Origin of the sequence: Luteolibacter sp. SL250 (assembly GCF_026625605.1) — a bacterium.
GTDB lineage: Bacteria > Verrucomicrobiota > Verrucomicrobiia > Verrucomicrobiales > Akkermansiaceae > Luteolibacter.
In genome coordinates this window covers 3058898-3073418 of record NZ_CP113054.1, presented here as the reverse complement: position 1 = coordinate 3073418, position 14521 = coordinate 3058898, and the positions used below count along the sequence as shown (strand labels likewise).

Below are 14521 nucleotides of genomic sequence, written 5' to 3'. Positions count from 1 at the left end.
TGAATGCATGAGCGGCGTTTTCATGGATTTGCTGAAGTCACCTCATGGAAATCAGCCATGAATCGATGGGATTCATTTCGCCCGGGTGCCGGATATGCATTTCCCTCATGAATCGCGGAAAATGCCCTGAATCCGGCTCAGGAGGACAAGAGCTGGTATGCGAGGAACAATGAAAGCGCCACAAGCAAGATGGCGGAAACCTTCCAGAAAAGCACCGGGTGTCGGTGGAAAAGGGCGGTGTCGGCGGCGTGCCATGGACGGACTTTTCCCGGGTTCGCAAGCTCGAACGCCAGTTCGCTGAAATGCTGGTGTCTGCGTTCCGCGCGGATGGAACATGCGCGGAGGATGACGGCATCCAGCCACGGGGGGATCATCGGGTTCAGGGATGATGGAGGCTTCGGCTCGCGGAATGCAGGGGTTTGGAAGCGCTCGATGGCACCGAAAGGAAGTTGCCCGGTGAGGGCCTGGTAAAGGGTCACGCCGATGGAGAATACTTCCGTCCGTTCTGTCACAGGGGCATTGCTGAAACGCTCCGGCGCCAGATAGGTGGCGGTGCCCGCCCGCGAGGTGCGGGAAAAGATCTCACAGCTTGATCCGAGGTCGATCAGCTTGAAGAACACCGAATCATAGGCGGATCCAATGAGGATGTTCTCCGGCTTGATGTCCCCGTGGACAAGATCCTGCCGGAGCAGGAGGATGGAGGACTCCGCAAGGAAGCGGCCGAGCTGCACCGCCTCATCCACCTGGAGCCTCCTCTGCCTCAGCAGGGACTCCAGGCCGGGTGCATCCACGAACTCCATGATGTAATAGAGGGAGGTGCGGGTGGGGTTTTCCCATGCTTTCACAAATGGGGTGTCCGCCGCGAAACGGATGGCGTTCCAGGTCTCCTTCAGAAAGGCCTGTTTGATCTGCAGGTCATCATTCCCTTCACGAGGGGCGAACTTCATCACCTGCCGGCATCCTTCGCGTTCGGCCAGCCAGCAGCGGTCGTTTGCTCCGAAGGAGCGGGTGAGGGTCCATCCGTCGTGCTTCTGCCCGGTGGCGAGTTGGTCGGGTATGGGAAGTTGCTGGTCCTCCCGGCGTGCCGTCCAGCCGAGCGAATCAACGACCAGGTGGATGGCCGCGCAGTCGTCACGGGATTCGTCGGGGGATTCTTCGTTGGCTTGCTTCGCCAGCAGGCGGGCGGAGCCATGGCTCATGATGGCGGCGGAGATTTCCGCGTCATTGAGATGGTGGTGGATGCCGTCGGAGCAAAGCAGGAGGGAGTCCCCTTCCTGCAGATTCAACTTCGTGGTGGTCGGGTTCAGGGTTTCCACCGCGCCAAGCGCACGGGTCAGCCGCAGCGGGGCGCCCGGCTCGATATCGTCCGTGGTGAGCTGCGTGATGACACCATCCCGCAGAAGATAAATGCGGGAGTCCCCGATGCCAAGGCAGGTGAGGAAGCCCTGGTCATAGAGGGCAACCACCAGCGTGCAGACCATTTCTGGCCGGTCGAATCGTGCGTGGGATTCATTCCAGAGCGTGCGGTTGATCAACCGCACGGTTTCCCGAAGCGCCTTGCCGGGTGTCCATACCAGAGGGTGCGTCCGGTAGTGGGCGGACACCATGGAAACCGCCTTTTTCGCGGCATCCCTGGCGGCGGGATCCGTGCCCGCTCCGTCAGCGAGGGCAGTCAGAAAGCCTTCGCCCCACTCCGTGACGGCGACGGCATCCGATGAGGGATGCCCTTCGTCCCGGGGCAGGGCGTGCGAGCTGTGGCGGATCTTCAAGTGGTGGCGTGGATGGTGCCAGTGAAGTTCAGATCCGGGCGTCGGTCAACGTTCCCCAGGTGGTGCGCCAGCGGGTCTTCACCAAGATCAGCCCGGTGACCGCCACGAAGCAGAGGACGGAGAATGCAACGAACCCGATCGAGCAGGATCCGAAGGCCTGCTTGGAAAGTCCGAGTGAGCTGGCGAGGTAGAAACCACCGATGCCGCCACCGCATCCGACCAGTCCGGTCATCACGCCCATATCCTTGCCGAAGCGTTGTGGCAGGAGCTGGAAGATGGAGCCGTTGCACATGCCTAGCGCCGCGCTGACACCCAGGAAGATGATCAGGTTCGTCCAGAAGGAATGGATGCCGGCGCCCACCAGCAGGAGTCCGCCTGCCACACAGTAGAGAACGATCATGGAGCGGATGCCGCCGATGCGGTCGGAGATTGCTCCGCCAATGGGGCGGGCGATGGCGCCGACGAAGGTGCAGGCCGCCGCGAAGTCACCGGCGTGGACAGCGGACAGACCAAACTCGGAACGGAAGTAGAGGTTGTAGTAGCTGGCCAGTCCGACGAAACCACCGAAGGAAACCGTGTAGTAGAAACAGAACCAGTGGGCGTCCTTTTCCTTCAGGAGCCGGACGTAGTCCGACAGCTTTTTCTTCACCACGGCACCGGGTGCGTCCTTTGAGAAGAATGCATAGACCGCGAAAGTGATGACCGCAGGGATGAGCGCGAAACCGAACACCGCCTGCCAGCCGTAGACAGACGCCAGCCGTGGGGCGATGAGACTGTCCAGCACCACGCCGACATTTCCCGCACCCGCCAGGCCGAGAACCACCCCCTGCATGTTCGGTGGATACCAACGCCCCGCCTGTGGCAGTGCCACGGCGAACGAAGCACCAGCTACACCGAGCACAAATCCGAACACCAGCGTGGCCTCGAAGTTTTTCAGTCCGAAGATCCAGCCTCCGGTGAGGGCTGCCATCACCACGATCTGGGCGATGATGCCGGTGGTTTTCGCTCCGATGCGGTCCACCAGAAGTCCGAGGGCAAGACGGAGGACCGCGCCGCCGAGGATGGGAACTGCGACCATCATCCCTTTCTGGCCTGCGGTGAGCCCGAGGGTTTCCGCGATTTGTGGTCCGAGGGCGCCGAGGAGCGTCCAGACCATGAAGGAGAAATCGAAGTAGAGGAATGCCGTGAGCAGGGTCGGCCAGTGCCCGGAAGATTTCAGATCGCTGAGTTTCATTGGTGCTGCCATTCGTTCCAGCAAAGGACGGACCAATTTTCCGCGTTGGCATGCGCCAGGCTCATTTCCGCATCATGGGTTCCATGAGTCCGGTTCATTCATGCCGACCTGGGAAGCAAGGCCGCGGCGTGATAGAGGTCTTCCCGGTAGATGCGCGAAATGGATCCGGTGGTCCCTTCGGAAAAGGCGCCGGTGGCTCGCAGGCCGGCGAGGATCCATGACGCTTTGTCCACGGTGGGGCAGTTGACGCTGTCCCCGGAGAAAAGGTGGAATGAATTCGTTGCGGAGGTGCCGATGCCCGAATCGAAGTTACCGCAAAGGCTGTTTTCCAGCACTTGGGGTGAGGCGCCCGTGTAGTTCTTCTGGGCAAGGATGCGGATCAGTTCCGGGCGGAAATAGGGATCCTGGCACAGCGAGCATGCCTCCAGCAGTGAGCTCACCAGAAGGAGGGATTCATCATGGTTTTCCCGGAGGAAGTTTCCGGAAAGAAGCAGCACCTTTTCCGGATGTCCGTGGGACAGTTCGGAGGAAGTGGCCGGGGACCAGCCGATGCCGGAGAGGATCGATTCGGAGTTCCATGGCTCGCCCACGCAATAACCGTCGATGTGGCCGGCCTTGAGCTGGCGTGGCATCAGCGACGGGGGGAGGAAGATGATCTCGGCGTCTTCGTTCGGATTGATGCCGTGGCGCTTCAGCCAGCTTTGGAGCAGGATGTGGTGGGACGAGCACCGGTGGGTGGCTGCCAGGGTCAGCGGCCGATTTTTCTTCCACGAGTGCGTGATATAGGGACGCAGACCCTCGCCGTGGCCGATGATGTCCGGTGGCAGATCCCGGGAAAGCGTGATGGCGTTGCCGTGGAGATTGAGGATCATTGGCACGGCGACCTCGCACTTGAGGCTGGAGAAACCCAGGCCCAGCGCGAACGCTAGTCCGGCGATGGACTGGGAGGCATCGAGGTTGCCGTAGAAGATCTTGTCGCGGACGGATGCCCAGCCGAGTTCACGGGACAACTGGACATTCAGTCCGTTGCGCTCGAAGATCCCCGTTTCCTTTGCCACGGCAATCGGGGCGCAGTCGCTCAGAGGGACATAACCCAGCCGGATGGCGTTGGTGCGGGGCGTGAATTGCCGTGTGGCGGAGTTCATATCGGTGGATAAGCGGAATCAGTGCCAATTTCCGCGATTTGGCATAAGCGCTGCTGATTTGCCCGGGGACTCGCGATGAGTCCGATTCATTGACTTTATGGACTGGGTTCCGGATCTGCGACAGTTGAGGGCCTTCGTGGCGGTGGTTGAGGAAGGGAGTTTCACCCTTGCGGCGAGGAGGCTCTTCGTGACGCAGTCAGCCGTCAGCCACTCGCTGAGGACACTGGAGGAACAGCTCATGTGCAAGCTGCTGGACCGCAGCGGAAAGCGCGTTGCCCTGACTGTGGAAGGTGAGTTGCTCCTGAAGCGCTGCAAGCGGGTGATCTTTGAACTCGACCAGGCGAGCCGCGACCTGGACGGTTTGCGGAAATGGGGGCAGACCCGCATCCGGATCGGCGCGCCGCACAGTCTCTGCACCTTCCTCGTGCCCAGTGTTCTCCGTGAATTCCGCGACTGCTTTCCCCGTTGCGAGCCGGTGATCGAAGCGGGGGACACCACCGTCCTGCTGGACCGCCTGTCCGACGTGGAACTTGATCTTGTCATCGGCCTGAAGCCCCGTGGACGGAGTGATGATGGCTACCGCCACATGTTCACGGACCGCCTGGCGTTCGTGGTTTCCCCGTTCCACCCGTGGGTGAATGACACCAACGCGGTGCTGGCAACCCTGACGGAACAACAGTTCATCATCTACGCGAAGGCCACGGAGACGCACCGGTTGATTGAGGAATGGTTTGAGAAAAAAGGTGGGCGGGGAAAGAAGCCGCTGGTGCTGGGCGACATGGCAGCCATCAAGGAGATGGCACGGCTCGGTGTCGGTGTCGGCATCGTCGCTCCATGGATCGCAGCCCGTGAGATCGAGGACGGAACCTTGCGCGCGGTGGAGATTCCCGAGCCGGGGATCGAGCGGGAATGGGGGGTGTTCCACTCCTCCAACCGGGAGCCAAGCCTGGTCGAGGAGGCATTCATCGGTCTGTGTGAAATGGCGTTCGCCGCCATGCACACGAATCTTTCCAAATAAGGGATTCCGGAAACGGCGATGAGCAGGGTGCGAATGAACGCACCCTGCTCCCCCAATTGAGTCAGCCAATTACCAGTTTATCCGATCAGAATGTGTAAGTCACGCCGAGCGAGGCCCGGGTCGTGGTAGGGAGCGCACTTTCGCTTTCGAAGTGTGAGATTTCGATGATTGCGCTGAAGTTGTCGTTGAACTTCCTCGCCAGCACGGAGTTGTACTCCCAGCCGAGGGCGGTGGACACCTCGTTGTCTCCGTAAGCGTGGAGGGTGTTCGTCCATTTCACACCCCAGAAGATGGGGGTGGTATGGGAAACATAGATATCCGTGAGGCCAGGCAATGTCCCGCCGATCCGTTGGCCGATGAAGACATCCGCAAAGCCGTTGAAGGCGTGGACGGTGGCCAGCGGAGTCTGGAAACCGGCTCCCAGATGCTCCATGCCGAGGGTCACGGATTGCTTGCCGAAGGTCTTGGTCGCGGTGATGTGGGCGTAGAGCGCGTCGTCGTCATTGGCGGCTCCGGCCTCGTTCTGCCAGGCGAACTCACCGTAGAGGAGCAGGCCTGCGAGCGTTCCCTTCGCGGTGAAACCAAAGGTATCATTGTCCCAGCCGTCGGGCGCATCGAAGTCCATGAAATATCCATAGGCTCCAAGCGTGACTCCCTTGATGCCGGTGTAGGACAGGTTGAGCATGTGGATCTCCCCGGTGACATCCTGGTTCGTGCCGATGGCCTCGGATCCGAAAATGCGGTTCACCCGGTTGGCGTAGGCGTAGTTGAAAGTCAGGCCGTCGAGCCAGGTGCTGGTGACGGACAGCGCGTCGAAGGTCTGTTCATTCTGCCTCCAGCCGACATTGCCGATGAACGCGGCGTTGTCATAGATGATCCTCTGGCGCCCGAGGCGGACGGTGGTTTCGAACTGGGCATACTGGAGATACGCCTGGTTGAGTTCGTTGGATTCCGGGTCGCTGATGACGGTGTTGCCGGGTGTGATGGGATCAGCCCCCGCATCGCCGCTGGTGTAGTCATCCACGATGGCCTGGGTGAACTCACCCTCGATGAGGGCGCTGAACCCGGCGAAGGCTTTGGTTTTGAAACCGACGCGTTCACGAATGGTGAATGCGTGGGAGGGTTCGAGGCCATCCGTGTCGCCGAATTCATAGCGGGCGCGGATATCGACCAGGGGTTTGATCCAGGGTTCCTCCTTCACGGTTTCCACCGGCGGTGATGCGGGTGTTCCTGCGTGGAGGAGGGGCGTGGCGAGCAGCAGCAGTGCGACTTTGTCTTTCATGGAGTGGTGCATGGAAATCACCACCCCACAAAGCGGAACGCCTGCCATGCCAACACCGGATGATGGGAAAGTCCGTGAAGGATATTCCCGGCGGCCATGAATGGCGGGCATGTTGCGCCCACCACCGGTCTCCGCTCAGAAAAGGCGGAGGCAGCAGGGATAGCGGTGCCACTCCCCGCGGTTGGCCGCCATGCAGGCCATGATCTCCGCGACCAATGCCAGCAGCGGCAGGGCGATCAGGAGCGGAATGAGCAGCACCCCGATGAAGACGATCATCAATACCATCGTCAGTCCGAAGAGAGCCAGATAGGCGAAGAAGATCGTGATCTGGAAGTTCAGCGCCTCACGCCCGTGATGGTTGATGAATGGGGATTCGTCCTTCTTCACGAGCCAGAGGATCAGCGGCCCGATGAAACCGGTTAGGATGGAAAGCAGGTGGCACAGCATGGCCATGTTCCGTTCGTCTGGGGTGATGGCCGGTGGGTGGCCATATCCATGGGCGGGGTGGATTTGCATGGGCATGGGCGGGGGAGCCGCCTGTGGCATGGGAGGCGGTGCAGGCGCGGCGGGATGGTGGGAATCGGGTGAGGTATCCACGGCTCAACGGGGGGTGAGGAATTTGACGAGATCCACCCGGCACTTCACCAGATCGGGAGGATTCAGGTAGAACATGTGTCCCGCATCATAGTGGGTGAAGGAGATGTTTTTCCGCAGGGGCTCAGGCAGGTCCAGCATCTGGCGCACGGAGTAGGCCATGCCCTCCGGTGGAGTCGCCAGGTCGGTGCGTCCGCACATCACCAGAATGCGCAGGTGCGGATTGTCCCGCACGGCCTCCACCAGCTTTCCACTAAGGTTGAGAACTTCGTTGTCCGTCCCCCATCTCCACGGCTGGACTTTCGACGTGAGGATCTCGTACGGCTGGTCTTCCTTCCATCCCAGGTCGTTGCCAAGATAGGCCAGCATTCCGGTGGAGAATGCGCCATAGGCGAGCGAGTAGGACGGGTCCTGGTCCGCGTAGGCGGCGGTGACGTCAGCACCGTCCCATGCGACGCGGGCATCGAAGCGGCCGACGATCTTGCGCTCCGCGCGCAGAAGCTCGCTGCGGAATTCGGACGGGCTGATACGCAGTTTCTTTTCGAGCCACACCTTCGCAGGAACACCTGTCAGGGATGCCAGCTTTTCCGCGACTGTCTTGGCAGAAGCATCTTCGAGGGATGATCCCTTGATGAGCGCCGCGGCGTACTCGTCGAAGGCGAAACGGGAACTTTCGGCGATGAGCTGGTCGCGGTCACCGGTGATCTTTTTGTGGTGGTGGGCGGTGCCGGTGAAGGCAGGCAGGAAGACGGAGTAGGAAAGATCATCCCCCTGCGAGGAACGGATGGTGCGGAAATCCAGCAACGTGGAGAGCATGACCACGCCGTTGAGTGACATGCCATAGCGTGACTGGAGGTGGTCGGAGAGGCCCGCCGCACGCACTCCGCCGTAGGATTCCCCCAGCAGATATTTTGGGGATGCCCAGCGGCCATGCTCCGTGACCCAGCGACGGATGAAGTCACCCACGGACTCGACATCCTCGTCCACACCATGGAACTCCTTGTCCTTCGTGTCCTTCTCCGCGCGGCTGTATCCGGTCGTCACCGGATCGATGAAGACCAGGTCCGCCACATCGAGGATGCTGTATTCATTTCCGATGACCTTCACCGGTGGGACGGGGGCCGCGGTGCCATCTCCCGGCAACTCCACACGGCGCGGACCGATGCCGCCGAGGTGGAGCCAGACGGCGGACGAACCTGGCCCCCCGTTGAAACAGAAGACGACCGGGCGGGTCGTGGTGTCCTTCACATCAGTCCGTTCATAGGAAACATGGAAGATGGAGGCGCGGGGTGTGCCGTCGTCCTTCTTGAGCTGGAGCTTCCCGGTGGTGGCCCGGTAGGGGATGCGCTTGCCGTCGATGGTCACGGCATCTTCCCGGGTGACAGGATCCTTCGGGATGGCCTTTTCGGGCGCTTCTTTCGGCGGGGCTCCCTCTTTCTTCTTCTCCGCCTCCGGCTGGGCGAACGAAAGCGAGGTGGACAGTAGCAGGAAAAGCGCGGGTTTCATAGGGGAGCAGGATGTCAGAAGACGCGGAGGATGGGCGGGATGGACTCCGACCAGGCATGGGCGACGGCACAACTGGCGACCGCCTCCTCATCGTCACGGCGCATGAAGGAGCGGGATTCGCGGAGCTTCCGCGTGGTCACGGCGATGGCGCGCAGCTCACCGCCCAGGCTGAGAAGTCCGAATGCGGCGGAAAGCGCGGTCGAAGCAAAAAGGATGGCCACCGCACCAAGGAACGGGATTTTCGCCACGAGCAGCGCGAAGACCGCGATGACGAGAGCCAGTGGGGGTACGGCGAGGCCGAACTTGCGTGCGCTTTCCCGGGAGGCCGCCTTCTTCGGCTCCCTGGTTTTCCAGTCTTCCAGGGCGGCGAGACGCAGGACCTTTCCCAGCTCCACGGCCGGGGCGGAGGGTGTCTCAAGCGCCGGCTTGTCCCCCAGATAGACCTGCCAGCGGATGGGGTCCACCGTGCAGGGCTGCCGTCCGTCCTTTGAGAGCACACGGAGGCCGAAGTACCAGCGGGCGACGATGGCGGCGACGATGGGCAGGATGGAGATGATGAAGATGAGACGCCACATGCGGGGATGGAGTGGTCGGAGATTCTTGTGTTTTCGGCCCGGGATCAACCGAAGAACTCAGGAAAAGTCGGGCATGCCGGTCCTTGAGTCAGTCCCGGCGGCGGTCGTTCCTCGGTTGCGGGACATACGTCTTCGGGTCATCAGGCCATGGATGGCGCGGGTAGCGTCCGGCCACGTCCTTTTTCATCTGGAAATAGCCGCTGGCCCAGAAGTTCTTCAGGTCCTTCGTCATGTTCCATGGCTTCTGGCCGGGAGTGAGGATGTGGACCAGCAGGGGCATGCGGCCATTGCAGATGGCCGGTGTTTCCCAGACGCCGAAGAGGTGGGAAACGCGGACGGAGATGAACGGATCCTTCCCCGGCTGATAGGTGACCTTAGCGCTCTGGCCGTTCGGCAGGGTGATGCGCTCCGGGCAGTAGGAATCCAGGGCCATGCGCTGGGCATGGCTCAGCCACTCCTTCAGCACGGGCCATGGATTCGCCTCCTTGATGTCCTTGTAGGCGACGTGGCCATGGCAGATCTGCGCGATCGCGTCCGCCTTGTCCTCATCCGTCCATGTCGGCATGCCGAGTTCCGGCAGGGTGGAGGAGAGGAACTTCAGGCGGGTGGTCCACTGCTCCACCTGATCATCCCAGTTTTTAAGGATCAGCTCTCCGGAGAGGACGCGGGCGGCCAGGATCTCCGCGGCCTTGTCGAGATTGACGTTGTGGTCGGACTCCTTCGACTCCAGCACCAGATCGCGGAAGACGGTCTGCTTCCGGGAAACGACCCGTCGGCGGGTTTCGTCAAACGCGGCTCCGTCCGTCTCCGAAAGATCCTCCGGGAAAAGTTCCGCCAGCCACGCGGGGTCGATGGCGGTGGCACGCTTCAGGTGGGTGATGACCTCGCGGGCTTCCACCTCCGTGATCTCCGCCGCGACGAAGGCGGGCGCGTTCTTCACGCAGGAATCCTCGTCGAGCTTTCCCCTGCGGTTGCCCACCAGACGGCAGGCGAGCGTTCCCTGCGAGAAGCGGATGGCGAGCTGGTCGCTGAAGGCGGCGAGCATCGCCTTGCCGATCGCCTCATGGTTCTTCTCGAAATCGATGCGGCCCACCGGCCAGCCGAAGTTCTTGGCCAGTGAAAGCAACCGGTCGAGCGACTGGGCGGTTTCCCGCGCACCCCGGGCGAGGACGCCCAGTTGCACGCAGCGCTGCGGGTCGAAGTTCATCCCGGCGGCGGCGTCAAAGGCTCGGTACTCCCCGGCGAAGTCGGTGTCGTCATCCGGATAGATGAAGTCCTTCCGGGAAACACCACCACGCTTGTTGGTGAAGATGCCTTCCCCCTGGACGGCGGAGGCGATGAAGGCGGTCTCCGCGACACACCCGTGCTCCATCCCGGCCAGCAGGAGGCGCGCGAAGCGGGGTTCGAGTGGCAGCGATGCCATCTTCCGACCCTCGTCCGTCAAGTGGCCGGTGGTGTCCGTGGCGGAAAGGTCATGGAGCAGCCGCTCGGCACGGTCATGGGAATCCGGGGTGGGGGCATCCAGCCAGCGGAAGCCGCGCAGGTCGTCCACGCCGGACGCCTTGAGCAACAGGAATGCCTCCGCGAGTTCCACCCGGTGGACCTCGGGCGATTCGAACTCGGCGCGCTTCGCGTGGTCCGCTTCCGACCACAGGCGGAAGCATCGTCCGGGGGCCGTCCGTCCGGCGCGGCCGGCACGCTGCTCCGCGGCGGCGCGGGCGATCTTCCGGATGAGCAGGGTGTTGATGCCCCGTCTGGCCTCGAAGGAGGCGATTCGGGCGAAGCCGGAGTCGATCACCGTGCGGACACCGGCGATGGTGAGGGAGGTTTCCGCCACGTTGGTGGCGACGATGATCTTCGGCTTCGGCCCCGGAGCGATGGCGGCCTCCTGCGCCGCCGGAGGCAGGGCGGAGTAGAGGGGAAAGACGTCCCATCCACGGGTGGCGGAGCCGGATTCCAGCAACTCGATGGTTTTCCGGATCTCATGGGTGCCGGGCAGGAACATCAGGATGTTTCCGGCGTCATCCATGGTTATGGCCTCCATGCAGACCTTCACCATCCGCTCCCAGACGGGGACCTCGCGGGGCGGGCCGCCGGTGCGATTGTTCTGCTGCGGCCGGTCGGGGCGGTATTTGACCTCCACCGGGTAGGTGCGGCCACCGGCTTCCAGCGAGGTGACGGGGTTCATGTATTCCGCGAGGTTCCCCGTCTCCAGCGTGGCGGACATGACGATGACCTTCAGGTCCGGCCTCGGTCCGTCCTGGAGGTCCAGGCAACGGGCGAGGGAAATGTCCACCGCCAGCCTGCGTTCGTGGAACTCATCGAAAATGACGGCGGCCACTCCCGGCAGGTCCGGCTCATCCTGGATCCAACGCTGGAAGACACCATCCGTCATGTAGAGGATGCGGGTGTCGTTGCGGTATTTCGTGTCGAAGCGCACCGCATAGCCTGTTTCGTGCCCCACGGGGGTGTTCCGCTGTTTGGCCACCCAGGTGGCGAGCAACCGCGCCGCCATCCGCCGTGGCTCGATCACGATGATCCTGCCCGCGGGCACGGCCTCCGCGACCATGCCGGGAACGGAGGTGGATTTCCCCGAGCCGGTGGGGGCTTTCAGGAGAACGCGGGACTTTTCCGGACCGACAGCCGCTTTGAGGGCATCGGCGATTTCGAAGACGGGCAACTGCACGCGGGCAGCATGCTTGGCTGGAGCAAAACGTCCAATCCAGATCGCCGCGTTTCCCGGTGCCCGGATTGTGGAGGATACTGCCTGTTCGGTTAGTGCGGGTGGTTCGAAATTGACCCACCGGGTCAGGGGAGGGATCACTCGGATTTATGACAATCCGTCCCATCAGATCAAAAACCATGCTCATTGGAACCGTAGCCACTCTATTGCCGATGGCGGCAGGTGCGGCATCCCTCATCTTGCAGCAGGGTGTTTCGCCGGCAACCGGATACGTATCCTCGATGGCGACGATCCGCAGCGACTTTCCAAGCAACAACTATGGTGCGGGTACCTATGGGCTGGTCGGGTCACTTTCCGGAGCGAACCTCAGAACCGTGTTTGGTTTCTCGCTGGCGGATATTCCCGCCGGTTCGACCATCACCTCGATTTCCCTGACCATCCGTGGAGAGCGAAACGATACCAATTCGGTGGATGGAGCCGTGGATTTCAATCTGCACCAGTTGACCCGTCCTTTTGTAGAAGGAACCGGCAACGTGAACGGTTCCAATGATGTGGACGGAGGGGTAAGGTGGAACGCCGCACAATCGGGAACTCCATGGACGGCGAACGGGGGCGACTACAATTCCCTGATCCTTTCGACGGTTTCCGCAGATCCAGGAACCGTGGACGAAGTCCTCTATACCTTCTCCACTTCTTCGGCTTTTGTCGCGGCGGCCCAAGCTGCATTTGAAGGTGGCAACACCCTCGACATGCTCATGAAGATGTCGGCCACCTATGAAGGGGATGGGAGCCGCCGGGTGTTTTTCTTCCACAGCGATGATGCGACTGACACCGTCCCAGGTGATGGAATCACGCCGGATTCGTATTACCGGCCATTCCTGACCGTGGAATACGTGCCTGAACCAGGTGTGGCGATTCTGGGTGCCCTCGGAGGGGGGCTTCTGCTTGGTCGACGCCGGAAATAATTTCCGGACAAAGAAAAAGGCGCTCCGGTGAGGGAGCGCCTTTTGATGGACAATGATGGGGCGGCGGTCACCGGCCCCGCCTCATGAATCAGAGGTTCGCCAGGATGGCGTCCGCCATGCCTGCGGTGCCAACCTTGTTCTCGCCAGCGCCACCGGTGAAGATGTCGCCGGTGCGGAAGCCGTCGGCGATGGTCTTCGCCACGGCGGCATCGATCGCTTCAGCGGCATCGATCTCACCGAGCGAGAAACGCAGCAGCATGGCCAGCGAAAGGATCTGCGCGATGGGGTTGGCGATACCTTGTCCTGCGATGTCCGGGGCGGAACCGCCGGATGGCTCATAGAGGCCGAAGTAGAGGCCGTCCTCGCGCTGCTTGCCGAGCGAGGCGGAAGGCAGCATGCCCAGGGAGCCGGAGATCATCGCCATTTCATCCGACAGGATGTCGCCGAAGAGGTTCTCGGTCACCAGCACGTCGAAGGAGCCGGGGCGCTTGATGAGCTGCATGGCGGCGTTGTCCACATACATGTGGGAAAGTTCGACTTCCGGGAATTCCTTGGCGATTTCAACCACGGTCTCGCGCCACAGGACGGAGGAGGCAAGGACGTTGGCCTTGTCAACGGAAAGGAGGCGCTTCTTGCGGCCCATGGCTGCGGTGAAGGCGACCCGGGCGATGCGCTGGATCTCGCTCTTGTGGTAGATCATGGTGTCCAGGGCGACCGGCTCGCCGTCTTTCTCATGGCGGCCCTTCGGAGCGCCGAAATAGATGCCGCCGGTGAGTTCGCGGACGCACAGGACGTCAAAGCCGTCGGCGATGAGTTCCTGCTTCACCGGAGAGGCGTGGGTGAGGGCGGGGAGGCAGACGCCGGGGCGGAGGTTGGCGAAAAGGCCGAAATGCTTCCTCAGGGGCAGCAGCGCGCCGCGCTCCGGCTGGATGTCCGGAGGGAGGGTTTCCCATTTCGGGCCGCCAACGGAGCCGAAGAGAATGGCCTGGGCGTTCTCGGACGCTTCCACGGTTTCCGGAGGCAGCGGGTGGCCGGTCGCATCGATCGCGGCACCGCCCACCAGATGCTCGGTGCGGGTGATGGTGAAGTTGAACTTGGCTTCGACGGCTTCAAGGACGCGGACGGCCTGGTCCATGACTTCCGGACCGATGCCGTCTCCGGCGAGGATGGTGATGCGGTGATTGCGGGACATGCGAGCGGAAAGATGGGGGAAGGATGCGCCGGGATGCAAGGCAGTGTCGCAAATCCATGCAAAAGATTCGCCGTCCGTCCGGGAGTCCCCGGACAAAGAGCCGGTCGAATGCTTGCGGCGGAAGGAAAGCAGGTACATGATAGGGGACCATGCAGGCTGTCACCGAGAGATTGCGGAATTTCCTCCAGTTCGTCGCCATCAAGCTGATCGACGATCCCAGCCAGGCGCAGTTGAAAGTGGCGGAACTCGGGCCGAAAAAGCTGCGCTTCAAACTGGTTCTGGCCCAGGCGGATGTGGCCATGCTCATCGGGCGGAACGGTTTCACCGCCTCGGCGATCCGCAGCGTGCTGAAGGCGGCGGCTGACAAGGAGGGGGTGCAGGTGAACCTGCAGATCCATTCCCATCAGGAAGAAGCGGAGCTTCTGGCCCGCGGGGACCATCATTGAGGGTGGCCTGCCGGTGACGAAAGTTTCTGAACCCCGAGGGGTTGCACGCTTGCTCTGGCATGCGGGATGCTATGGATTTATGCGTATTTTAACGCTCCAGCGCCCTTCACTT

Annotated in this window: 12 protein-coding genes; 3 read left to right on the top strand and 9 right to left on the bottom strand. The window is 62.0% G+C overall.

Annotation, left to right across the window (positions count from 1 at the left end; all coding sequences use genetic code 11):
• Positions 1-137 precede the first annotated feature (137 nt).
• From OVA24_RS13525 to OVA24_RS13515, 3 genes are all read right to left on the bottom strand, one after another.
• Entirely contained in the window at positions 138-1769 is a 1632-nt protein-coding gene (locus OVA24_RS13525) for a bifunctional protein-serine/threonine kinase/phosphatase (RefSeq protein WP_267670387.1), read from the bottom strand.
• Positions 1770-1797: 28 nt separating this feature from the next.
• The gene (locus OVA24_RS13520; protein ID WP_267670386.1) at positions 1798-3003 is read right to left on the bottom strand and encodes an MFS transporter; all 1206 of its coding nucleotides are present in this window, start codon (positions 3001-3003) and stop codon (positions 1798-1800) included.
• Positions 3004-3101: 98 nt separating this feature from the next.
• The gene (locus OVA24_RS13515) at positions 3102-4148 is read right to left on the bottom strand and encodes a CmpA/NrtA family ABC transporter substrate-binding protein (RefSeq protein ID WP_267670385.1); all 1047 of its coding nucleotides are present in this window, start codon (positions 4146-4148) and stop codon (positions 3102-3104) included.
• A 97-nt stretch (positions 4149-4245) separates the two neighbouring features.
• Between OVA24_RS13515 and OVA24_RS13510 the strand changes: the two genes are divergently transcribed.
• A complete protein-coding gene (locus OVA24_RS13510; RefSeq protein ID WP_267670384.1) occupies positions 4246-5166 on the top strand; it encodes a LysR family transcriptional regulator in 921 nt (306 codons plus the stop codon).
• An 85-nt stretch (positions 5167-5251) separates the two neighbouring features.
• Here OVA24_RS13510 and OVA24_RS13505 read toward each other — a convergent pair whose 3' ends face one another.
• The 5 genes from OVA24_RS13505 to hrpB all read right to left on the bottom strand — a co-directional run bounded on the left by OVA24_RS13505 (position 5252) and on the right by hrpB (position 11809).
• Positions 5252-6448, bottom strand: coding sequence for an alginate export family protein (locus OVA24_RS13505; RefSeq protein WP_267670383.1), 1197 nt, complete (start codon positions 6446-6448; stop codon positions 5252-5254).
• A gap of 135 nt (positions 6449-6583) precedes the next feature.
• Positions 6584-6964 carry a DUF4870 domain-containing protein gene (locus OVA24_RS13500; protein ID WP_267670381.1) on the bottom strand — a complete coding sequence of 127 codons (381 nt, stop codon included), beginning with the start codon at positions 6962-6964 and terminating at the stop codon, positions 6584-6586.
• Positions 6965-7048: 84 nt separating this feature from the next.
• A complete protein-coding gene (locus OVA24_RS13495) occupies positions 7049-8548 on the bottom strand; it encodes a S10 family peptidase (RefSeq protein ID WP_267670379.1) in 1500 nt (499 codons plus the stop codon).
• Between the two features lie 14 nt (positions 8549-8562).
• Positions 8563-9123 (bottom strand): hypothetical protein, encoded by a 561-nt coding sequence (locus tag OVA24_RS13490; protein WP_267670378.1) that lies wholly within the window; start codon positions 9121-9123, stop codon positions 8563-8565.
• Positions 9124-9211: 88 nt separating this feature from the next.
• Positions 9212-11809, bottom strand: a complete 2598-nt coding sequence (gene hrpB, locus OVA24_RS13485; protein ID WP_267670376.1) for an ATP-dependent helicase HrpB — start codon at positions 11807-11809, stop codon at positions 9212-9214.
• A 176-nt stretch (positions 11810-11985) separates the two neighbouring features.
• Between hrpB and OVA24_RS13480 the strand changes: the two genes are divergently transcribed.
• Positions 11986-12771: a DNRLRE domain-containing protein gene (locus OVA24_RS13480; RefSeq protein ID WP_267670374.1), complete on the top strand. Its 786-nt coding sequence runs from the start codon at positions 11986-11988 to the stop codon at positions 12769-12771.
• A gap of 88 nt (positions 12772-12859) precedes the next feature.
• Here the strand turns inward: OVA24_RS13480 and leuB are convergent, their stop codons facing one another.
• Positions 12860-13963: a 3-isopropylmalate dehydrogenase gene (gene leuB / locus OVA24_RS13475; RefSeq protein ID WP_267670373.1), complete on the bottom strand. Its 1104-nt coding sequence runs from the start codon at positions 13961-13963 to the stop codon at positions 12860-12862.
• A gap of 149 nt (positions 13964-14112) precedes the next feature.
• Here leuB and OVA24_RS13470 point away from each other — a divergent pair, with 149 nt between their 5' ends.
• Positions 14113-14409 (top strand): KH domain-containing protein, encoded by a 297-nt coding sequence (locus OVA24_RS13470; protein WP_267670372.1) that lies wholly within the window; start codon positions 14113-14115, stop codon positions 14407-14409.
• The last annotated feature ends 112 nt before the right edge of the window (positions 14410-14521 follow it).

Excerpts from the sequence above, each read along its gene's own strand:
- OVA24_RS13490 (WP_267670378.1), bottom strand. The coding sequence starts at position 9,123 with ATGTGGCGTCTCATCTTCATCATCTCCATCCTGCCCATCGTCGCCGCC.
- OVA24_RS13500 (WP_267670381.1), bottom strand. The coding sequence starts at position 6,964 with ATGCAAATCCACCCCGCCCATGGATATGGCCACCCACCGGCCATCACC.
- OVA24_RS13510 (WP_267670384.1), top strand. The coding sequence starts at position 4,246 with ATGGACTGGGTTCCGGATCTGCGACAGTTGAGGGCCTTCGTGGCGGTG.
- OVA24_RS13515 (WP_267670385.1), bottom strand. The coding sequence starts at position 4,148 with ATGAACTCCGCCACACGGCAATTCACGCCCCGCACCAACGCCATCCGG.
- OVA24_RS13495 (WP_267670379.1), bottom strand. The coding sequence starts at position 8,548 with ATGAAACCCGCGCTTTTCCTGCTACTGTCCACCTCGCTTTCGTTCGCC.
- OVA24_RS13505 (WP_267670383.1), bottom strand. The coding sequence starts at position 6,448 with ATGAAAGACAAAGTCGCACTGCTGCTGCTCGCCACGCCCCTCCTCCAC.
- OVA24_RS13470 (WP_267670372.1), top strand. The coding sequence starts at position 14,113 with ATGCAGGCTGTCACCGAGAGATTGCGGAATTTCCTCCAGTTCGTCGCC.
- OVA24_RS13480 (WP_267670374.1), top strand. The coding sequence starts at position 11,986 with ATGCTCATTGGAACCGTAGCCACTCTATTGCCGATGGCGGCAGGTGCG.
- leuB (WP_267670373.1), bottom strand. The coding sequence starts at position 13,963 with ATGTCCCGCAATCACCGCATCACCATCCTCGCCGGAGACGGCATCGGT.
- OVA24_RS13520 (WP_267670386.1), bottom strand. The coding sequence starts at position 3,003 with ATGAAACTCAGCGATCTGAAATCTTCCGGGCACTGGCCGACCCTGCTC.